The following is a 20,709-nucleotide window of genomic DNA, read 5'->3' as shown; positions in this document are numbered from 1 at the left end:
CAGTGACCTGTTAACGACTAACTTCATCTGGACGCAAGGTTAACACCTCAACACCGTCACTTGTTACTGCAACTGTGTGTTCCCACTGTGCCGATAATTTTTTATCACGCGTCACGACAGTCCAGCCGTCTTTTTTGGTTTTTGTGCGATGGGTGCCTTGGTTAATCATTGGCTCAATCGTGAATGTCATGCCCTCTTTGAGCACCATGCCGGTACCAGCACGGCCCACATGCAATACTTGTGGATCTTCATGCATTGCCTGACCAATACCATGACCACAATATTCACGCACGACACTATAGCCATGGCTTTCGGCATGTTGCTGCACGGCATGTGCTATATCACCTAAGCGTGCACCAGGTTTTACTTGGGCTATTCCTTTCCAAAGCGCGTTATAAGTTTCCTTCACTAATTTACGCGCCTGTGGTGATACCTCACCAACCATGTACATCTTGCTGGAATCAGCAATGTAGCCATTTTTCTCTAACGTAATATCGAGATTGATAATATCGCCAACTTTCAAAGCACGGTGCGCTTGCGGCATGCCATGACAAATTACCTCATTGATCGATGCATTCAGCACGTAAGGGTAATCATACTGACCTTTACTGGCAGGGCGTGCGTTTAGCGTATTCACTATGTAGTCATCAACGCGATCATTAATCTCCATCGTTGTCACACCGGCAACAACAAAGCTGTCTAACATGGTAAAGACTTCTGCCAACAAGCGGCCAGATTCACGCATCAGTGCAATTTGCTCTGGCGTTTTCACCACCACATTAATCATTATTAGTCACCTTTAAGTTGCTAGCATCGCTGCTTAATAACTGACGCACCAATTCGTTATAGCTCAACGTTGGATTAAGCTCCGCCATCATGCCCATTTTGATCCAAAACTCGGCCTGCGAATTAATCGATCGCGACATCGCACCACTGGCTCTGCGGATCTCTTCGTGTAGTTCTTCTGAAATTTTAACGATTCCCATCGTGACACCGTATCAGCTTGAATATATGAAATATATACGAATCATATACACATCATATAAACCTGTAAACCCTATGCCTTATTGGCGCAAAGCACAATTAAACTGCGAAACACGCTATAAACTTCGTTGTCACGGGTTGCGATCATGGTATGGATAGTGGCATATTCGCTTACATATCAGCACGATAATCAAAGATAAAAGGTTGGACACCCATGCTTCGGATCAATGCGCAGGAAAGACCGCACTGGCGTGCATTAGCGAAAGAATATGGCTTTGGTTTTCACTCTATGTATGAAGACCCTTACTGGGATGAAACGGCTTACTATCAATTCACCCTGAAGCAAATCGAGCAAGATCTCGAAGCACCTACCGAAGAAATCCACCAAATGTGTTTAGCCATGGTCGACAAAGTGGTTAAAGACGAATACTGGCTACAACGCTTCCAAATTCCTGAAACTATGTGGCAAAACGTGCTGGATTCGTGGAAGCGCCAAGAGCCTTCACTCTATTCTCGCCTCGATTTTGCCTACGATGGTAAAGGCTTCGCAAAGTTATATGAAAATAATGCCGATACCCCCACCTCACTGTATGAAACGGGTTTCTGGCAATGGTTGTGGCTTGAAGACTTAGTAGATAATGGCCAGCTCCGTCGCGATGCTGATCAGTGCAATTTACTGCAAGAACTCCTGATCAAACGCTTCAAAGAGCTGTCCAGTATGCAACCGGGGCAAACTATTCACTTTTCGTGCTGTAAAGACACAGTAGAAGATCGCGGCACAGTACAATACATAGAAGATTGCGCCAAAGAGGCGGGCTTATCGACGGCGTTTGTTCACGTTGAAGACATAGGTATCAATGGAAACAACGAATTTACCGATCTCAAAGACACTCCTATTCGCTGGATGTTCAAGCTCTATCCGTGGGAAGACATGTTCCGTGAAGACTATGCCCAATATTTAGATCAAGCCAAAGTTAACTGGCTAGAGCCGATGTGGAAATCAGTTCTTAGCAACAAAGCCTTACTGCCTCTATTATGGAAAGAGTTTAAAGGTCACCCTAACTTACTTCCAGCCTTTTTCGCCGACGATCGTGAATTATCAACGCTTAAAGACTATGTCGTAAAGCCACTATTTGCGCGTGAAGGCGCCAACATTACCGTAGTACAAAATGGCCAACAAACTTTGCGGGTCGACGGCCCGTACGGCGATGAAGGGGTGATTTACCAGGCTTTTCATCCACTGCCTAAATTTGGTGATAACTACACGTTAATCGGCAGTTGGCTGGTGAATGATGAAGCTGCTGGCATCTCCATTCGCGAGGACAGCTCGCTGGTCACCCAAGATATGTCACGTTATATTCCGCACGTGATCATGGGATAGTCAGCCAACAGGCTTTTCCACTCCACCTAAAAAACAGGTATATAAAAAACAGCCTCATTCATCATGAGGCTGTTTCCTTAACGAAAGCACTCGCCGTGTACTAAGGTGCTAGCAGTTTCATCGCTTCACTGATCGCAGCATCCAATTGTGTATCTTGACCTTTTGCCACTTGCTCTGGGGTATTAAACACCAAAACATCGGGCTGAAGTTCCAAGTTCTCGTAATATTGCCCTTTCATATTTTTAAGCGGCAAATATGGGAAACGGTAGCTGATGCCGTCATACACTTCCGATTCAAACCCAGTTACAGCTGTACCTGTACCTGGCACAGGTTCACCTATGATAGGGCCGACCTTCAGATCTTGGAAATACTGACTAAACGCAGAGGCCTCAGAGTATGATGCCGAGTTCGCAATTACTAACGAAGGCTTCAACCAATTTCGACGACTCGCATCTGAAGCGGCTCGCCCTGCGTGCGGCACCACATCGGCAACTTTACGCGCAGTGAGAAACTCAATCAGCGTATCGGCTAGGAAACCACCGCCATTAAAACGTACATCAAGGATCAAAGCTTCAGCAGAGCGAAAACGCCCTAATGCTTCAGAACGTAAGTGCTGGAACGAGGCATTGCTCATGTCTGGCAAGTAAACATAGGCCACTTTGCCTTTGGTTTGCTTGGTTACATAGTTACGGCGTTCGATCTCCCAACGCTTCGCGACTAACACCGAAATCTGCTCGCGATCAGTCGGAGTAACTCTGACCTGCCATTCTTTGTTGTTAATGAGGTTATTGCTTTTAGTTAGGGTCAATTCAACTTGTTGTTCCGCTTTATGGTTTAAGGCTTTTGCTAGTTCAGGCAAGGTCGCTACAGGTTTACCATTGACCGCCACCAGCTTGTCACCGACACCTAGCGTAACATCACCAAGATCTGCAGGACCACCAGGTAAAATGCTGTCGATCACTAAGCCTTCACTTGGTACTTTCGTCGAACTGTTAGCACGTTGGCTAGTAAACACCAAACCAAGCTCTGCCGTTTCATCTTCAGTCACTGTTTGGTTAGGATCACCATAACCGCCGGTATGTGATGCATTCAGCTCACCATATAGTTCACTGATCAAAACGCCAAAATCTCTATCATTATTAATATGCGGTAAAAATTGTTGGTAAAACTGACTGTAGTAATGCCAATCTACTTTGCCCATATCCTGACGATAATAAAGCTGCTCAGTTTGTTTTAGCATCTGCTGATAAGCCGCTGCTTTGCGCGGCTCATGGCGATAATCAATCGGCAAATTAATCGGCAGGTAGGTTTGCTCTGCCGTCTCTAAATCAACTTTCACCACATCGGTTTCTAACTGTAAATACATCACCCCTTGTTGTGGACGTATCACACTCGCCATTGCAATCGGTAAATCATTGAACAGGAGTTCAGTTTGCTGTTTACGAATGTCGTACACAAAGCTACGTGTCAGTTCATCACCTTCTGGGGTCGACTTGCCATCCACGACGTAAAGCTGATCACCAGACAAAGCAAAATCGAGGATATTGCCTGAGAATGGAAACTCAAAGGCTTGGCGGTATTCAAGATTGCGCGCAGAAAAAGGATAAGACGGTATTTCATCTTCTTCTAGTACCACTTCATTCTTATAATCCGCTTTCGCCTGACCATTGGTAAAGACACCTTTAATCACATAGTTTGCATCTTCACCATCAGTACGTTTCAGGCCACCTTCCGTCGATAACCAACTGAGAATACGGCTATCATCACTCCACTTCGGCAGTGTGTTATAGAAGCCATTTTGCGACACATTCACCGCAGGCTTTTTACCTTCAGCGTCAACAACCAAAATATCATTGTTATAGGGCGATGGGTTTACGTGGACAGCAAGCTGACTCGAATCAGGCGACCATGAAAATTGTAAGCTGCCTCGCTCACTCACATTTTCAGGTGAAATAAGCTCTTTCCCCAATACCAGTTGATTACCTCCTTTCAAGGCGCTAATTAATTTAGCTGGTAAGGCTTTATTGGGATCGTAATCTTCAAGGTCAATCACATGGAGCGAACGTCCACCCACAACGAAAGCTAATTTAGCCCCGTCAGGTGAATATTGAGGTTGAGTAATATCTACCCCCTCCACTTGCAAGAAAGGGACTTCCTTAACCACTGGCGCCGAAGATAGCAATTCTTCATCTACCAAGGATTTTGTAACATACAGGCCCCAATTACCGTCTCTTAATGCCGCATAAAGTACCCCATAACCATCTGGGGTATAAACCATCTGTTTTTCGGCAGCAGCGGAATCCGTTAAGCGCACTACTTTGTCTTTTTCTGCGTCAACCGCAAAAATATCACCGTAACTCGCCAGCAAGACTTCATCAGAATCACTATCAGGATCTCTTTGCAAAGGCACAAATGCCGACGCCTCATTGGCTATAAAGTAGCGATCTTTACTTGGTGCAAAATGCGTAATATTTAACGCAATCTTTTGAGGCTCATGACTTCCTTCTGTCATGCGATATAACTCACCACGATAAGAAAAGGCAATATCACCATTTTCCGCAACAGTTAAGTCCCTGACCGGGTGTTTAGCAAACTGCGTAAGCTGCGAGGTTTCATTCGTCGCTAAGTTGTAATACCAAACATTAAAATCACCGCTCTGTTCACTCAAGTAATAGAAACCGTCACCCTTGTGATCCCAAATGGGGGATTGCGCAGCCACGCGATCTGGCGTTAATTGGCGATGTTGTTGGGTTTTAGCATCAAATAGCCAAATAGTCGGAACAGCAAACGAAGTTTGATGCTTACGGTAGCGTTGATCTTTGTGGGGCGTGTTATACAAGAGTTTGTCTTGCTGCTCATTCCACTGTGCATGGCGAGCAGGAATCGCAAGTACACTTTGCATGGCGCTATTGGCAAGGCTAACGGTATATAGCTGATTGCCCGGCGATCCAAATGACCATGGACTGGCTTGGCTATAGAAATCTTGATCTATCGGCGTTGAGCGCGTCGTAGAAAACAACACCTGCTGCCCATCAGGGGTGAAAGCTGTAGGTATATCGCTGCCCGAGCTATAAGTCAGACGCTGCATGGCAAGACTGTCTAGCGACAAGGTAAAAACATCATCATTACCAAAGGGATTAGCCGCAAAGGCTAAGGTTGAGTTATCCGATGACCAAGTCAACGCGTGAGGATAATAGTCACCACCAGTCAGGGCACGAGCGTCCCCTCCTTGGCTAGGCGCAATATAGATTTTACTTTGGTAAGTAAAAGCTATTTTACTGCCATCCGGTGATAGGGCTGTATTTTTAAGCCATAGAGGATCGTTATTGGCGTAAGAAAAAGAAGCAGAGCATGCGGCAACGAGTGCGCAGAGGTACTTGATCGAGGTAGTTGGCATAATACCTTTCCTTGATACTCATCCGTTTTGTGAATGGTAATGATTTTACTTATTATGAACAATGTACATAACTACCATTCATCTACATGACTTACAAGCAAAGAAACGCCCTTAGCCTCTCATCATTACAGTTAATTTTTTGAAACGCAGCCGCTGCAGTATAAAAAAACAAATGGATTATTCCTTTTATACTCAGTCTATTAGCTCTTATCTCCTTAGCTTGGAAGCCTTCTTTTCTAAACTCTCAGATCCAAAACGCATCAAGGTGCGTATTACTTACTCAAGCTAGTAAAAGCGTAACTGCTAGCAAAAGGCAATTTGAGAGGTAACTATGCTGAGATCGATTGTGCTTTTTCTAGCAATACTTTATCTACAAGGCTGTGCTAACAGCACCTTCTTCTCACCCTCTAAAAGCGCCACATTGAACCCAGAAGTTCGCTGGCTAACATCGCAATCAGGTAACGACATCGCATACCTATGGTTGCCGACCGAGCACCCAGTGCCACAGGGCGCTGTTATTCATTTCCACGGTAACAGCGGCCACATGGAAGAAACCCAAGAGAAAGTTGATTGGTTAACCCAACATGGCTACGACGTAATGGTATTTGATTACTCAGGTTTTGGTCATTCTTCAGGGGTTGTTAGCGACGAAGCCGCTTACTTAGATGCTATAACTGTGCTCAAATACATTGAACAGGTGAAAGCCTCGACCATCCAACCTGTCTACACAGTAGCAACCTCAACAGGGGGAAATATATTCCTTCGTGCATGGGCCGATCACCCCATTGCCATTGATGGCGTGATTATAGATTCATCCTTTACTAGCTATATCGACACCGCGGAACATGTGGTGGAGCAAGGTGCATTTGGCGAGTTATTCTCGTGGGTTGTACACCTGATCATGCGTGATGATTATGCCGCGAATCAAGTGGCCGAAAGTCTGCCTGTGGCGCCATCATTGGTACTGCATTGTGAACAAGACAGTGTCGTTCCTATCGAGTTTGGTGAGGGAATTTATGATCAGCTACAAGGGGAAAAAGAATTTTGGCGTTTAGCGGAGTGTAAACATGCTCGTGCATTAACCACTCAGCACCCTGAATATCAACAGCGTTTGCTGGGCTGGTTACAACAAACCGCACCGGCTCTATCACCAAACGGTGAAGAACCAAGTGCGGTGTTAGCAAACAATCAAACAATGCCATCACTGTAAGCGAGACAATAGCAATGACACTTTGTTAGCGGTTGATTACCGCATGTATTGACTGGACGCTATTTCGCTTTCAATTCTAGTAGTGTATGACCTAGGCCAATATCATCAGTGCGCGTTGCAACGTTGAAGCCCGCTTCTTCCACGAGTTCGAGGAAGTCTTCACTGCGGTAGAAACGGCTATTACCATTCGCTAAACATGTGAAGTAAAGCGACGTCGCATTCAAGCTAAATGAAGCGGCATCGTAACGCTGTGCGTCCCAGAAAAGCTCAAGGATATATACTGTTGCGTCTTCGTCCATCGCTTCACGTACGCGACGAAGAATACTTAAGATTTCCATTGGTGAGAAACAGTCAAGGAACTGGCTCATCCACCATACGTCAGCACCACTTGGCAACGCTTGGCTCTTATCTAACATGTTGGCAGGAAAACCATTAACACGATCAGCAAAGCCTTGCTCTTTCGCATTTTTCATGGCCATTTCGATCTGCTGTGGCAAATCAATGATGGTCACTTCAACGTCAGCATCATGGTTACAGCACTGAAGCGCCCACTTACCCGTATTACCACCAATATCAAACACACGTTTTGGCTTCGCCGCAAATACGCGTTCTAATAAGATAGGGAATGAGCGATCAGAATAGAAGTGATCAAAGTTAAACCAGCTTTCTTTCGCTTTTTCAGGCAGTTGTGATAGACCTTCATAAATGGTTGGCCAATCGCCTAACTCTTTAAGGCCTGCAGGTGTACCTTCAGTGATCGCTTCAGTTAAGTGCATCATTGCGGCATAACAAACATCTGCAGTGAAATCCATGTTCGCGCGCGTCATACCATCGTGCAGCAGGAAGTAGCCCAGTTTTGCTAATACATAGTTTGGTTTGTGCCATGTCACGATATGCGCACTCAACGCCATATCGAGCAAGACCTTCACACCGTATTCAGATACGCCAGTTTGTGCTGCGATTTGATCCGCGTTTAATCCTTCACTACCTGCTGAGTCTAGCGCTTCTAAAATACCAAGATCACGAAGAGTACGTGCGGTATGAAAAACGATAGGCGCAAAAGCCAATTTCTGAGCTTCCGTTTTTGCTTCTAAAGCAGTGAACGGGTCTTGTTGATATTGAGTCACAAAAAACCTAATTATTTATTTAGATGTGTAAGCGTAATTATAACAATCATTATTCATATCAATAACGCTTGATATACTCGCGTAAGTGATTAACGCGAGTATTAGTATTAATTATATAAAAGACAGTAAATAATCAATTATTGAGCGATCTTAGCTAGATTTTTCTTAATATCGACATCTAGATTGTTCACCCAACGATTATAATTACGGTGAATCTTACCATCTTCATACTTTAAATTTTCAGAGCTAACATAATGAATTGAGTATGTTTTTGCATTATACTCAATGTCAATAACTGCTTTGTGTGTGCGAACATTTATTTCGCCACGAATCGTACCAGGTTTGGTCTCTGCCATGATCCAACCACGATCAGTACCTGATTGCAAGATAACGCTTCGTACCTGTTCAGCTTGTACATTATATGAAACTGGCGCGTTATCAACATTAAGAACTGGGTGCATACGACTACAGCCCACAACGCCTGTTAGCATCGCAGCAATAATTATCCCTTTAATGATTTTCATGGGGCTCCTTAATTGGCTTAGGTGTAATAGAACATTGATTTATTAGCCTGCAATAATATATCCTGAGTGAAAAATCGCTAGTCATTTATTACTCATATTAATGCAATTTGTTTCTCAACAAAAAGTAAGCTATTGAAAATGAATAACATATCTTTCAACATAAATAAGCTGATGCCATTATCTGCTGGCTTAACGTCTAATGCGGACTGGCAGCATTGGGCAGAAAGTGATCATGAGTGGCTTACTCCCTCAGCGGCAGTGCCACATGATCTTATCCCGCCAATGGCGCGTCGACGCATGAGCAAGCTCAGTAAACTGGCCGTACAATCAGCAATTGCAATCAGCTTAGAACAACAAATTGATTATATTATCTTTTCCAGTCGCCACGGTGAGCTGACTCGCACAGTTCAACTTTTACAAGACATTCTTGCAGGTGAAGATGCTTCACCAACCGCATTCTCACAATCAGTGCATAATACCGCGGCTGGCTTGTATACCATTTTGACCAAACAAGCGATTCCCGTTTCATCCCTGAGTGCAGGAGAAAACACTTTTCCTTCTGCATTGATCGAGGCAAATAGCTATTTAGCGCAACATCCATCTCACCAAGTATTGGTGGTCGACTTTGATGAACCTGTACCCGAGGTTTATCGTCCCTTCACCAAGGAAACATTCCACGGTTATGCGCTTGCTATGCTGGTAACCCAAGGTGAAGATTATCAGCTAAGCTGGACACCTCGCCGTAGCGAACATCCTGGCTACCCGCTACCACATGCCTTAGATTTTATTGCTCATGTTAAACGTGCAAACACCCAATGGTCGGTGGAGTCTCAACGCAACCAATGGCATTGGGTAACTAAAGGTGGAGTCGTTAACTAAATGGCAGCTAGCTCAACCATGAAAACTGAAATTAACCGCTATTGGCGCATTTTTGCCACGGGTTTTTGCTTTTCACTGTTTGGTGTCGGCGCACTTGCGTTAACCTTCCTTGTTTTCCCTGTAATGACCTTGTCAGCGCGTAATCAGCAACAACGTGAGATGCGCGTTCAAGCCATTATTCAACGTACCTTTGCTTTTTTCTGTCGCACCATGAAGTTTACAGGTGCAATTGATTACGAATTTATTGGTGAAGATATTCTGCGCCAAGACCGCAATTGTTTAGTGGTTGCCAATCACCCTAGCTTGATTGACTACGTGTTAATCGCGTCGCGCATGCCACAATGCGATTGCTTAGTGAAAGCGGCACTATGGAATAACCCCTTTATTAAGGGCATAGTAAAAGCTGCTGGGTACATTCCTAACCGTGACCCAGACAACCTGATCAGTGACTGCTCGGAACGCCTTAAGGATGGCAATGTTTTATTAATATTCCCTGAAGGTACACGCACAACACCACAGCAGAAATCGAAGCTACAGCGAGGCGCAGCGCAGATTGCGATACGCACTCGAAGTGATATAAGATTAATCCATATTACCGTTTCCCCCTCCTTTCTGACCAAAGAAAGTAAGTGGTATAACGTACCGAAAAATAAACCTTTTTTTCGTGTTGAGGTAAAAGATAAAATACACACAACACGTTTTATTGATGATGCAGATTCTGTAACAACAGCTGCTCGTCATTTAAATAGCCACCTTGCGGAAGTCCTTTTTCCGCCTTCGGCACTATAAGACACCCATCGATTTCAAATATGACAAGTAGGTTCACATGGAACAATTACAGACAGAATTAAAAGCTTTAATCATTGAAGCACTAAACTTAGAAGATATCGCTGTCGACGACATTGAAACCGATGCACCACTATTTGGTGAAGGCCTTGGTTTAGACTCTATCGATGCGCTAGAGCTTGGCCTTGCGATCAAGAAAAAATACAACATAGTGATCGATGCCGATGACACGAAAACTCGTGAACACTTTGCCTCAGTAGCAAACCTAGCTAACTACATTGCAGCAAACAAAGCGTAATCCATTATGACAGACGTAAACCGTAACGAAGTATTTGAACAAGTGCGCGATGCGCTAGTTGAATTATTTGAAATTGATGCTGCTGACATCACGCCAGAAGCACAACTATATCAAGAGCTAGACCTAGACAGCATCGATGCTGTGGATCTTGTAGTGCACCTACAAAATCTAACTGGCAAAAAAATCAAACCTGAAGAGTTTAAGTCAGTACGCAGCGTAAATGACGTTGTAGATGCTGTGATTGAACTTCTGAAGGAAAGCTAATGCGCGCGCTGACTATTCTGTCAGCGATTGCTTTATTAGCTTATCCGCTAGCAGTTTACTATGGCCTAAGCCAATGGGGTCTTGGGGTTGTAGCTGGGCTGCTAGCGTTTTTATTTTTGCTGCGCATTATCGCTGGAAACCAAACTCGATTACGAGAGCTCAAATACGTTGCTTGGCTAAGCGGCGCCACAGGTATTGTCCTTACATTACTGGGAACCGTCTTTCAGCAAGAAGGTTGGTTTACGTTTTACCCAGTAGTGGTCAACACACTCATGTTTGGCTTGTTCAGTATGAGCCTGTGGCAAAAAGAGACCTTAGTTGAACGTTTAGCCCGCCTGCAAGAACCCAATTTACCCGCCAGTGGTGTGCGATACACGCGTAAGGTAACCAAAGTTTGGTGTGCGTTTTTTGTCATTAATGGCTCAATTGCACTCTATACCTGCTTCCAACCTTTAGCCGTATGGACGCTTTACAACGGCCTAATTAGCTATTTAGCCGCTGGTACTTTATTTATCGTTGAGTTCATCGTGCGTTTCTTTGTCCGAGAAGACGTCGAACCACATAACAACCAACAGCAAAACGACAAGAAAAATGGGTAGAAAGAGACAGCCATGACACAGACCATTTCCTATACCTCGCTGGCGAATGTCATGCTCGAAAAGCGTCCAGCCGATTCGCTGGTTGCTTTTCAAGATGATACTCAATGGCAGCAATTCCAACATGATGTGTGTGAGTTAGCGGCTTACCTTAATACTCAGCCCCAAGTGCGCTGGGCATTGTGCTTTGCAGATAGCTACTACTTCGCCGTTGCCTTTATGGCGTTGTCACACAGTGGCAAACACATCATTTTGCCGGGTAATCACCAACCAGCGGCTTTGGCAGAATTATCTGAACAATTTGAGATCTTACTGCACGATGACGAAGTGGCTGCAATTGCTAATACCCCCTCGCTGACACTGCCTTTTACCGCACAGGCTCGTACAACAGTATCGGAATATGATCTGGCAACATTGGCACTCGATACCCTTAAGCTAACACTGTTTACATCGGGTTCTAGTGGTACGCCAAAAGCCATCGAAAAATCATTATCTGGCATTGCGGCGGAGATTGATGTGCTAGAGTCAATTTGGGGCAAACAGTTACAAGCCTCAAAAATAACCAGTACGGTTTCCCACCAACATATTTACGGCTTACTGTTTCGCGTACTATGGCCACTTTGCAGCGGTCGAGCTTTTGCGCGTCATGATCTCATTTATCCGGAACAAGTGATGGCGCAGGCATCTTCTGATACCTGCTTGATCAGTAGTCCAGCGCTACTAAAACGCCTTGTTGATATGACAGCGACAGCTCCTTATCGCCAAATATTTTCATCTGGTGGGCCACTACCGCACACAGCAGCACAGCACAGCCAAGCGCTCTTCAATCACTTGCCTATTGAGGTCTTTGGCAGTACCGAAACCGGTGGTATTGGCTATCGTCAGCAACATGAAGCCACAACACCGTGGCAACTATTCCCTTGTCACCAAGTCATGTTAAATGCAGAGCAATGCCTGCGTTTACAGTCACCTTTCATAGACACTAAGGCTTGGTACCAGACCAGCGATCAATGCGAGCTCTTGCCGAATAACCAATTTCAGCTAAAAGGCCGTGCTGACCGTATTGTCAAAATCGAAGAGAAACGTATTTCTTTAGTCGATGTAGAGCAACGCCTTAGCCAACTCGCTTGGGTTGAAGAAGCCGCTGTTTTACCGCTTGATGAAGGTCACCGCTTAATTCTGGGTGCAGTTATTACACTCACACCAGAAGGGCAACAAGCACTGGTTGAAACAGGGAAAGGGAAGCTGTGGTTAGCAATCCGTCAACAACTACGCCAATGGCTAGAACCTGTTGGTATTCCACGTCGTTTCCGCGCTGTGGATGAAATCCCCTTGAATAGCCAAGGGAAACGCCAGTTCCAAGCGCTTGTCACGCTATTTTCAGACTAACCGTTAGCCAGGTGCATATTTCAACAAGTGGTTGTTGCTACCCGCTACACTCAATAAGCAACCACTTAATAAAGCAGTAATAAATAACAATGACAAAACGTAAGCCAACCATACTCGATCAAGCGATCACCGATAATCACGCAACATTAACCCTGCGTGTCGATGCGGATATTGTCGACTTTACCGGCCACTTTGCGCAGTTCCCTCTTCTTCCGGGCGTAAGTCAAATCGATTGGGCAACCTACTACGGTCAGCAGCTCTTACAAGCCGCCCCTCAATTCGGTGGAATGGAAGTGATTAAATTCCAAGAACCTATCACACCAGACATGGTGGTAACGCTGAAGCTGGAATGGGTTGCAGACAAGCAAAAACTCTACTTCAGTTACCTTTCTGATGCGGGTACGCATTCATCAGGTCGCATCAAGTTAGGGTACTAGAACATGACGATCTTCCACCCTTGCTTTCTTATTCCTTGCTATAACCATGGAAAAACCGTGGCTGCGGTTATCGATGCGTTAGCTGCATACGATTTTCCTGTCATCATCGTTGACGATGGCAGTAACCGCGAAACCCAAATACTATTGGCTGAGCAAGCAAAACGCGACCATGTCACCCTTGTTACACTTACCACCAATCAAGGGAAAGGCGGTGCGGTCATTGCAGGGATTGAAGAAGCGTTTCGTCAAAGCTTTACCCACACCATTCAGATTGACGCAGACGGTCAGCATGATCTTGATGCATTACCGAGCTTGATCGCGGAAGCCAAAGCCAATCCAACATCCTTGATTTCAGGGTGTCCGGTATACGATGAGTCTGTACCTAAATCTCGCTTGTATGGTCGTTATGCCACCCACGTTTGGGTGTGGATTGAAACGCTATCGATGAGCATTAAAGACAGCATGTGCGGCTTTCGTGCTTACCCTGTTGGTCAAACAATTAAGGTGCTCTCACGCAACAATATCGGCAAGCGAATGGATTTCGACATCGAGATCTTAGTGCGCATGTACTGGGATGACTGCGACATCCGCTTTATCGATACCAAAGTGGTTTACCCTGAAGATGGGTTATCACATTTTGATGCCTTATGGGACAACGTCAAAATCAGCGCAATGCACACACGTTTATTCTTTGGCATGCTGCCACGTATCCCGCGATTATTAAAACGTCGTCAACAGCAGAAAGCCTTGTCCGATAACCAAAAGAGCAGCGCCAATACCCACTGGTCTAAGCAAAAAGAGCGCGGCACCGTAATTGGCATAAAAGTGCTAATGTGGGTGTACTCGCTATTTGGCCGCCGTGTGTTTGCAGCTCTGCTCAAGTTAGTGATTGGTTACTACTACCTCACTGGCGCGAATGCCCGTAAAGAGTCTGAGCACTTCTTAGCGCAAGTGACACAATATGCTGCCGATAAAAACCTGCCGCTACCCAGCCCGCTCAACAGTTATCAGCATCTACTGTCGTTTGGTCACACCATGCTAGACAAGCTGGCTGGCTGGCGCGGTGATTTGAGCACTCAAAACATAACCCTGCACGGCAGTGAACACCTTGCGGAACTGACTGAAAGCAAACAAGGTATTGTCATTTTAGGTTCGCACTTGGGCAACCTTGAGTTATGCCGCGCCCTAAGCCGTGACTATAAAAGCATTAAGATTAATGCGTTAGTGTTTACTGAACACGCAGAACGCTTTAATTCAGTAATGAAAGCCGTTAACCCAGATTCAGAACTGAACCTAATTCAAGTCAGTTCTATGGGCCCCGATACCGCCATCTTATTACAACAAAAAATCGAGCAAGGCGAATGGGTGGTGATTGTGGGTGATCGCACCTCGACCACCAAGGAACAGCGCTCAGTATGGGCTGACTTCTTAGGTAAGCCCGCACCATTCCCACAGGGGCCATTCATGCTCGCAAGTGTGTTAAAAGCCCCTGTCTATCTCCTGTTTGGCTTACGTGACGAACAACAAGTAACACCCCATTTCGACGTGTATTTTGAACTATTTACTAAACAGCTGACGCTGCCACGAAAAAACCGTACCGAAGCATTACAAGGTGCCGTTACTCGCTATGCCGAGCGACTAGAGCACTACACAATGAAAGCACCGCTTCAATGGTACAACTTTTTCAATTTCTGGCAGTTAAGTAATAAAAAAGACTAAATTTTATGAAAAAGACAATAACTTTTGGCGCAGAGCGTTTAACGATTGAAGACGTCGTTGCGATCTCTAATGGCGCAAACGCGGAACTGAATAACTCTGCCGCTTTTAATGACAAGATTGACCGTGGCGTCGCATTCCTTGAACGCTTACTCAAAGAAGAAGGCGTAATTTATGGTGTAACAACAGGTTACGGCGACTCCTGTACCGTTGCGATCCCTACCGATTTAGTTGATGAGTTACCGCTACACTTAACGCGTTTTCACGGCTGTGGTTTAGGTGAAGACTTAGACCCACAACAAGCACGTGCCGTATTAGCCACTCGCCTATGTTCATTAGCGCAAGGGGTTTCAGGTGTTAGCCATGATCTGCTGAATCAAATCGTTACTTTGATTAACAAAGACATCGCACCACGTATTCCACAAGAAGGCTCTGTTGGCGCAAGTGGCGATTTAACGCCATTGTCTTATCTTGCCGCAGCACTTATCGGCGAACGTGAGGTGTTATACAAAGGTGAAATCCGCCCAACGGCTGAAGTATTCAAAGAATTAGGTATCGACCCTATCAAGTTAAAACCCAAAGAAGGTTTGGCCTTGATGAACGGCACCTCAGTAATGACAGCGTTAGCATGTATTGCTTACAAACGCGCAGAATACCTAGCGCAGTTATCAACACGTATTACCGCAATGGTATCAGTTGGCATGCACGGCAATGACTTTCACTTTGATGAAGCCTTATTTGCTGTAAAACCTCACCCAGGTCAGCAGCAAATCGCCTCATGGCTGCGTTCTGATCTTCAGTCTGAACGCCCACCACGTAACAGTGACCGTCTACAGGACCGTTATTCTCTACGTTGTGCACCGCACGTTATTGGCGTACTGCAAGACAGCCTACCTTGGTTGCGCCAGATGATCGAAAACGAACTTAACAGTGCGAACGATAACCCAATCATTGACGGTGACAATGAGCGCGTCCTACACGGTGGGCACTTCTACGGGGGCCACATTGCAATGGCAATGGATACCCTAAAAACAGCCGTTGCTAACCTTGCCGACCTGCTTGACCGCCAAATGGCACAGCTAATGGATTACAAATTTAACAATGGCTTACCGTTTAACTTAACGGGTGCTGAAGGCGAGCGTAAACCCATTAATCACGGCTTTAAAGCGGTGCAAATTGGTATTTCTGCTTGGACGGCAGAGGCATTGAAACACACCATGCCTGCAAGTGTGTTCTCGCGTTCTACCGAGTGTCACAACCAAGATAAAGTCAGCATGGGGACAATTGCCTCTCGTGACTGTCTACGCGTACTTCAACTGACTGAGCAAGTTGCAGCCGCATCATTATTGGCAGCAACGCAAGCATTAGAATTGCGTAAAAAGCACAATGAATTAGATGACAATCACTTCAGCCCAGCGCTAAAAGCGATGACAACAGCCGTGCTGAGCGACTTCGAGCCTGTGATTGAAGATCGCCCATTAGAAGGTGATTTACGTAAATTTATTACGATGATCCAGCAACAACACTGGTCGCTGTATTAATTAAAAGGACGCTGTCGATGACCAAAATTGCACAGCCCTTGACTGCTGAGGTGACGATTGTCACCTCCTTTCAAGATGCAGATCCAATGGGCGTAATTTACCACGGTAATTACTTCCGTTATTTTGAAGAAGCGCGCCATGCGCTGATGGAAAAAATAGGCTATAGCTACCGCGAGATGCAGGCTTCGGGCTATGTCTGGCCGATCATCGATACCCGTGTCAAATACGTAAAACCTTTACCTTTTAATCATGCGATTCGCGTTACCGCGACCATGACGGAATGGGAAAACCGCTTACGGGTCGATTACGTTATTTTCGACCTTGATAGCGGCAAGCGTTTAACCAAGGCACATACAATGCAAGTGGCGGTGCACATCGATAATGGCGAGATGTGTTATGTCTCGCCAACGGTGTTTACCGACAAAGTAGAGGCTTACCATGCAGGTAAAACTGAGTAAGAAAACAAGACAGTTCAGTAAGCGTAAGCTTGCTCCGCTCTATCTTTGGGGCTTGGTAGCTTCGGTTCCCCTTACTGCCAATGTGCAAGCGGCTGATACACAAGCAGCCAATGCACAAACAACTGATGTACAGGCAGTAAATACACAGGTAGCTAAGACGCAGGCAATTTTACTGGCGAAACTGCAGCAACAATTAGCTGAACATAGCTTGGTGCGTGGTAATTTTACCCAAACTCGCACCATGGAAATGTTCAGCCAACCGTTGGTTTCTCAAGGGCAGTTTTTGCTTACCCAGCAGCAAGGTTTATTGTGGCAACAGACCGCACCATTTCCAGTAAAGCTCACGCTTACCGCGGACAAACTTAGCCAACAGTTTGGTGATCAACCCGCGCAGGTTATGTCGGCCAGTGATAACCCTATGGTGTTTTACTTCAGCCATGTTTTTTTATCACTGTTCAAAGGCGATACTAGCCAATTAATGGAGCAGTTTGACCTCACCTTGAGTGAACAAGATAACGAATGGCAATTGGTATTAGTGCCAACATCTGCTCCGCTCAACGCGGTCTTTCGCAATATCACGATTCGTGGCGATCAACACATCAATCAACTTCGTCTTAATGAAGTGCGCGGTGATAACACCCAGATCGATTTTTCTCATCAACGTACAACGCCGGCGGCATTAAGTGCAGAAGAACAACGTGCTTTCCAACTCTAAACTGGCACTCGCTTGGTTGTGTGTCATGCTGTTACTGGCTGTTGCATTAGGGCAACAGCTTTTTTTCCAGCGTAGCAACCCTATCGAGACCAACATACTGGCGTTATTACCCGAAAACCGCCAAGATCCCGTAGCGCAACAGGCTTTTGATCACGTTGCGAAAAGTATGAGTAACAAGGTTATCTTCTTACTGGGCAGTGATGATGCGGACAACATGCTAGCTGCAGCAGATGCGTTTGACAGCGCATTACACACTTCGCCGTTATTTAGCAAAATCACAGCTAAGGTACCCGTTGATACTCAGCAAGCATGGGGGGAGTTATATTTCCCCAAACGCTTTCAACTGCTCACCGCAGACCAAAAAGCACGGTTAACGCTGCACCCAGAGCAACAGACACAATACGTCATTCAATCACTCTATAACCCATTTTCAGGTGTCACTGGCCAAGAGCTAGCCAGTGATCCTTTTTTGCTATTTCGAGATTACCTAAGCCAACTTACCAAACAGACGGGGAACTTCTCGTTAAACAAGGGCTACCTCACAACCCAATATCAAGGTAAGCAGTTTGTACTGATCAGTGCCGATTTAGCCGATTCGCCCTACAGCTATCAGCTACAACAACAATTGCCTGCGCTGTTAAATATTGAGCAAGGCATACGCGACACCTACAAGGTTGAGTTACTGCATACGGGGGTCGTGTTCTACGCAGAACACGGTACAGAAAGTGCAAAAAGTGAAATCAGCACCATAGGGGTTGGCTCGCTGGTCGGGGTGATTTTATTGCTGTTGCTGGTGTATCGCAGTCCATTACCTCTTGCATTAGCGCTATTGTCCATAGGCTGTGGCTTACTAGCCGCGTTCGTCGGCACCGTGGCTATTTTTGGTAAGGTGCACCTATTCAGCCTTGTCTTTGGCGCTAGCTTAATCGGCGTTTCCATCGATTATGCCTTTCACTTTTTAACCGATCGCCTAGCAGCAGGTAATAGCTGGCATGCCAATAAAGGCTTAAAACAGATTTTTACTGCCATTACACTAGGGCTTATCACCAGCCTAATTGGTTACCTTGGCATGTTGATTGCGCCCTTCCCAGGGTTACAACAACTCTCACTTTTCTCAGCCATTGGCCTTGTTGCCGCCTATGCGACTGTCGTATGTTGGTACCCAGTTTTAGCGGCTAAACCGAGCCAATCCCGACCGTTACCGTTAACCCGTGCCATGCACGCTTGGTTGGCCCTGTGGCAACAACCACTATTTAGGAAAGGACTGCCCACACTTTTGCTCAGCCTCGCTCTGGTTGGCCTCTATCATGTTGAATACAACGATGACATTCGCCAGTTACAAGCACTGCCACAAGAGTTAAAGCAGCAAGAAGACACCATAAAAGCCATCACAGGACTCAGTAGCAGCCAGCAAATGTTGGTTGTGACAGCAAATAATCAGCAGCAGCTATTACAAAACCTAGAGTCGGTATCTAATACGCTCACCCAGTTCCAACACCAAGGGGTGTTAAAAGGGTTTCAGAGTATTAGCCAATATCTACCATCGGAAAAGACCCAACGGCAAAACCATGAGCTGATTCAGCACCTTTATCAACAGCAGGGAGCAGTCTTGGCGCAATCACTGCCAACAGCAGGACAAGCTAAACTTGAGCATGATTTTAGCCCATTAACCATAGCGCAGTTTATCGACTCACCCGTGTCTGAGCCACTCCGTTTCTTATGGCTAGGTAAATTGGCGAATCAACAACACGCCGCTATTATCATGCTGAGTGACGTGGCCGACATTGCCCCAATTATCGATTTCGCTGAGCAGTCAGCTACTGTTAGCTACCTTAATAAAGCTGATGAAGTCTCTGCACTGTTTGGTGAATACCGCGTACGCGTGACTGAATTGCTGATCGCTGCCAGCTTAGTGATCATGGCTGTACTATGGTGGCGCTACGATTTCACGCGTGCCGTGCGACTAATGCTACCGCCCGTAATCGCAGGAATAGTGGGAATTGGCGTAACAAGCTTAACAGGTGTACCACTTAACTTGTTTAACTTACTGGCATTGATTCTAATTTTAGGGATAGGTATCGACTACACCTTGTTCTTTGCTGAGCAGCACCAAGCAGATACCACCTTACTGTCGATAACCCTATCCGCTATGACGACCTTGCTCTCATTTGGTTTATTAGCCTTAAGCCAAACTCAAGCGATCCACAGCTTTGGCATCACAGTGCTTACGGGTATCATGGTGGCGTGGTTACTCGCGCCATTATCGATGTCACCTGCGAATACATCCTCTTCAACCAAGGAGCACAACGCATGATTTTATCTAGGACTATCAAGCCTTTTTCGTCTGCGCTTTGCGCTGCTCTGCTCCTAAGTGCGCTATCAGGCTGTAGTTCACAGCCTCAGCAACAACAAACAAACTTAATTGAAATTGCCCCCAATGTGTCGGTCACCATTCCAACGCCTGAAGATCTGGGTTACCGCTTAACCGCGAGCCAGCTCATCGGTGCACAGTGGGGTGCCCCTGCAGAACAAAAGCAACAGCAGCAGCTACCAGTTCAACTTGAAGTCGACCCAAATAAAGTCGCACTTGCGGGGTTTTCATCATGGGGGGCGCGTATTCTAACGCTGTCATACCAAAACCAAATGATTGAAGCGAGTGTGCTAACAGGACTTGAAACGGCGTTGCCAAAACCTGAGCAAGTCTTGTTTAATCTGATGATCACGTTATGGCCTGTTGAGAGCTGGCAACCGCATTTAGCACAAATCGGCTGGCGACTCACCGAGTCTAAGCAACAACGCCAACTGTTTGATGCTAAAGGCGAGCTTGTCGCAGACATTCATTATTCAACCAGCTCGATAGCTGGCGTTAAAACGAGTGCTTATTTAGATGGCCTCATCACTTTCAACAATCGTCAATTGGGTTATACCATCACCATCAAAACCCTGAACCATACTCAACAAGCGCTTTGACCCGCAGCTTGCGAGAAGAGTAATAAAGACCTTGCCT

At 45.8% G+C, this 20,709-nt stretch carries 20 protein-coding genes; 15 read left to right on the top strand and 5 right to left on the bottom strand.

All coding sequences use genetic code 11. From position 1 onward, the window contains the following. Positions 1-10 precede the first annotated feature (10 nt). Positions 11-787, bottom strand: coding sequence for a type I methionyl aminopeptidase (map, locus tag OCU77_RS23325; RefSeq protein ID WP_107302978.1), 777 nt, complete (start codon positions 785-787; stop codon positions 11-13). Then, complete coding sequence (locus tag OCU77_RS23320; RefSeq protein WP_048899624.1) at positions 780-986, bottom strand: ParD-like family protein; 207 nt, start codon at positions 984-986, stop codon at positions 780-782. The genes map and OCU77_RS23320 overlap by 8 nt, the downstream gene beginning before the upstream one ends. Positions 987-1,198: 212 nt before the next feature. On the opposite strand from OCU77_RS23320, the gene OCU77_RS23315 reads away from it, so the two are divergent. Then, on the top strand, positions 1,199-2,365 hold the full coding sequence (locus tag OCU77_RS23315; RefSeq protein WP_048899623.1) for a glutathionylspermidine synthase family protein: 1,167 nt from the start codon (positions 1,199-1,201) through the stop codon (positions 2,363-2,365). Between the two features lie 100 nt (positions 2,366-2,465). Here the strand turns inward: OCU77_RS23315 and OCU77_RS23310 are convergent, their stop codons facing one another. Then, positions 2,466-5,762: a S41 family peptidase gene (locus OCU77_RS23310; RefSeq protein ID WP_048899622.1), complete on the bottom strand. Its 3,297-nt coding sequence runs from the start codon at positions 5,760-5,762 to the stop codon at positions 2,466-2,468. Positions 5,763-6,093: 331 nt separating this feature from the next. On the opposite strand from OCU77_RS23310, the gene OCU77_RS23305 reads away from it, so the two are divergent. After that, on the top strand, positions 6,094-6,972 hold the full coding sequence (locus OCU77_RS23305; protein WP_048899621.1) for an alpha/beta hydrolase: 879 nt from the start codon (positions 6,094-6,096) through the stop codon (positions 6,970-6,972). Positions 6,973-7,031: 59 nt separating this feature from the next. Here OCU77_RS23305 and OCU77_RS23300 read toward each other — a convergent pair whose 3' ends face one another. Beyond that, positions 7,032-8,099: a methyltransferase gene (locus tag OCU77_RS23300; protein ID WP_048899620.1), complete on the bottom strand. Its 1,068-nt coding sequence runs from the start codon at positions 8,097-8,099 to the stop codon at positions 7,032-7,034. A 137-nt stretch (positions 8,100-8,236) separates the two neighbouring features. Further along, positions 8,237-8,623, bottom strand: coding sequence for a hypothetical protein (locus tag OCU77_RS23295; RefSeq protein WP_048899619.1), 387 nt, complete (start codon positions 8,621-8,623; stop codon positions 8,237-8,239). Between the two features lie 138 nt (positions 8,624-8,761). On the opposite strand from OCU77_RS23295, the gene OCU77_RS23290 reads away from it, so the two are divergent. From OCU77_RS23290 to OCU77_RS23230, 13 genes are all read left to right on the top strand, one after another. Next, positions 8,762-9,502, top strand: a complete 741-nt coding sequence (locus OCU77_RS23290) for a beta-ketoacyl synthase chain length factor (RefSeq protein WP_048899618.1) — start codon at positions 8,762-8,764, stop codon at positions 9,500-9,502. After that, complete coding sequence (locus OCU77_RS23285) at positions 9,503-10,291, top strand: lysophospholipid acyltransferase family protein (protein ID WP_048899617.1); 789 nt, start codon at positions 9,503-9,505, stop codon at positions 10,289-10,291. It begins immediately after the preceding gene. 37 nt (positions 10,292-10,328) lie between these two features. After that, entirely contained in the window at positions 10,329-10,586 is a 258-nt protein-coding gene (locus tag OCU77_RS23280) for a phosphopantetheine-binding protein (protein WP_048899616.1), read from the top strand. A 6-nt stretch (positions 10,587-10,592) separates the two neighbouring features. Then, entirely contained in the window at positions 10,593-10,850 is a 258-nt protein-coding gene (locus tag OCU77_RS23275; RefSeq protein ID WP_048899615.1) for an acyl carrier protein, read from the top strand. Continuing rightward, positions 10,850-11,449, top strand: a complete 600-nt coding sequence (locus OCU77_RS23270; protein WP_048899614.1) for a COG4648 family protein — start codon at positions 10,850-10,852, stop codon at positions 11,447-11,449. Before OCU77_RS23275 ends, OCU77_RS23270 begins: the two co-directional genes overlap by 1 nt. Positions 11,450-11,461: 12 nt before the next feature. Continuing rightward, positions 11,462-12,835: an AMP-binding protein gene (locus OCU77_RS23265; protein WP_048899613.1), complete on the top strand. Its 1,374-nt coding sequence runs from the start codon at positions 11,462-11,464 to the stop codon at positions 12,833-12,835. 89 nt (positions 12,836-12,924) lie between these two features. Continuing rightward, the gene (locus OCU77_RS23260; RefSeq protein ID WP_048899612.1) at positions 12,925-13,272 is read left to right on the top strand and encodes an ApeI family dehydratase; all 348 of its coding nucleotides are present in this window, start codon (positions 12,925-12,927) and stop codon (positions 13,270-13,272) included. Positions 13,273-13,275: 3 nt separating this feature from the next. Beyond that, positions 13,276-14,991 carry a glycosyltransferase family 2 protein gene (locus tag OCU77_RS23255; protein WP_048899611.1) on the top strand — a complete coding sequence of 572 codons (1,716 nt, stop codon included), beginning with the start codon at positions 13,276-13,278 and terminating at the stop codon, positions 14,989-14,991. A 5-nt stretch (positions 14,992-14,996) separates the two neighbouring features. Continuing rightward, positions 14,997-16,529 (top strand): HAL/PAL/TAL family ammonia-lyase, encoded by a 1,533-nt coding sequence (locus OCU77_RS23250; RefSeq protein ID WP_107302979.1) that lies wholly within the window; start codon positions 14,997-14,999, stop codon positions 16,527-16,529. 17 nt (positions 16,530-16,546) lie between these two features. Continuing rightward, positions 16,547-16,987, top strand: a complete 441-nt coding sequence (locus OCU77_RS23245) for an acyl-CoA thioesterase (RefSeq protein ID WP_048899610.1) — start codon at positions 16,547-16,549, stop codon at positions 16,985-16,987. After that, positions 16,968-17,702, top strand: a complete 735-nt coding sequence (locus OCU77_RS23240) for an outer membrane lipoprotein carrier protein LolA (protein WP_084711824.1) — start codon at positions 16,968-16,970, stop codon at positions 17,700-17,702. The genes OCU77_RS23245 and OCU77_RS23240 overlap by 20 nt, the downstream gene beginning before the upstream one ends. A 25-nt stretch (positions 17,703-17,727) precedes the next feature. Continuing rightward, entirely contained in the window at positions 17,728-20,016 is a 2,289-nt protein-coding gene (locus tag OCU77_RS23235) for an MMPL family transporter (RefSeq protein ID WP_107302980.1), read from the top strand. After that, entirely contained in the window at positions 20,013-20,672 is a 660-nt protein-coding gene (locus tag OCU77_RS23230) for a DUF3261 domain-containing protein (protein WP_048899609.1), read from the top strand. Before OCU77_RS23235 ends, OCU77_RS23230 begins: the two co-directional genes overlap by 4 nt. The last annotated feature ends 37 nt before the right edge of the window (positions 20,673-20,709 follow it).

Source organism: Photobacterium swingsii, assembly GCF_024346715.1.
GTDB lineage: Bacteria > Pseudomonadota > Gammaproteobacteria > Enterobacterales > Vibrionaceae > Photobacterium > Photobacterium swingsii.
The sequence above is the reverse complement of the archived record's forward strand: the minus strand, read 5'-3'. Positions and strand labels throughout refer to the sequence as shown.

Excerpts from the sequence above, each read along its gene's own strand:
- map (WP_107302978.1), bottom strand. The coding sequence starts at position 787 with ATGATTAATGTGGTGGTGAAAACGCCAGAGCAAATTGCACTGATGCGT.
- OCU77_RS23290 (WP_048899618.1), top strand. The coding sequence starts at position 8,762 with ATGAATAACATATCTTTCAACATAAATAAGCTGATGCCATTATCTGCT.
- OCU77_RS23275 (WP_048899615.1), top strand. The coding sequence starts at position 10,593 with ATGACAGACGTAAACCGTAACGAAGTATTTGAACAAGTGCGCGATGCG.
- OCU77_RS23245 (WP_048899610.1), top strand. The coding sequence starts at position 16,547 with ATGACCAAAATTGCACAGCCCTTGACTGCTGAGGTGACGATTGTCACC.
- OCU77_RS23280 (WP_048899616.1), top strand. The coding sequence starts at position 10,329 with ATGGAACAATTACAGACAGAATTAAAAGCTTTAATCATTGAAGCACTA.
- OCU77_RS23315 (WP_048899623.1), top strand. The coding sequence starts at position 1,199 with ATGCTTCGGATCAATGCGCAGGAAAGACCGCACTGGCGTGCATTAGCG.
- OCU77_RS23230 (WP_048899609.1), top strand. The coding sequence starts at position 20,013 with ATGATTTTATCTAGGACTATCAAGCCTTTTTCGTCTGCGCTTTGCGCT.
- OCU77_RS23255 (WP_048899611.1), top strand. The coding sequence starts at position 13,276 with ATGACGATCTTCCACCCTTGCTTTCTTATTCCTTGCTATAACCATGGA.
- OCU77_RS23235 (WP_107302980.1), top strand. The coding sequence starts at position 17,728 with ATGCTGTTACTGGCTGTTGCATTAGGGCAACAGCTTTTTTTCCAGCGT.
- OCU77_RS23270 (WP_048899614.1), top strand. The coding sequence starts at position 10,850 with ATGCGCGCGCTGACTATTCTGTCAGCGATTGCTTTATTAGCTTATCCG.
- OCU77_RS23295 (WP_048899619.1), bottom strand. The coding sequence starts at position 8,623 with ATGAAAATCATTAAAGGGATAATTATTGCTGCGATGCTAACAGGCGTT.
- OCU77_RS23250 (WP_107302979.1), top strand. The coding sequence starts at position 14,997 with ATGAAAAAGACAATAACTTTTGGCGCAGAGCGTTTAACGATTGAAGAC.
- OCU77_RS23285 (WP_048899617.1), top strand. The coding sequence starts at position 9,503 with ATGGCAGCTAGCTCAACCATGAAAACTGAAATTAACCGCTATTGGCGC.
- OCU77_RS23260 (WP_048899612.1), top strand. The coding sequence starts at position 12,925 with ATGACAAAACGTAAGCCAACCATACTCGATCAAGCGATCACCGATAAT.
- OCU77_RS23310 (WP_048899622.1), bottom strand. The coding sequence starts at position 5,762 with ATGCCAACTACCTCGATCAAGTACCTCTGCGCACTCGTTGCCGCATGC.
- OCU77_RS23240 (WP_084711824.1), top strand. The coding sequence starts at position 16,968 with ATGCAGGTAAAACTGAGTAAGAAAACAAGACAGTTCAGTAAGCGTAAG.
- OCU77_RS23320 (WP_048899624.1), bottom strand. The coding sequence starts at position 986 with ATGGGAATCGTTAAAATTTCAGAAGAACTACACGAAGAGATCCGCAGA.
- OCU77_RS23265 (WP_048899613.1), top strand. The coding sequence starts at position 11,462 with ATGACACAGACCATTTCCTATACCTCGCTGGCGAATGTCATGCTCGAA.
- OCU77_RS23305 (WP_048899621.1), top strand. The coding sequence starts at position 6,094 with ATGCTGAGATCGATTGTGCTTTTTCTAGCAATACTTTATCTACAAGGC.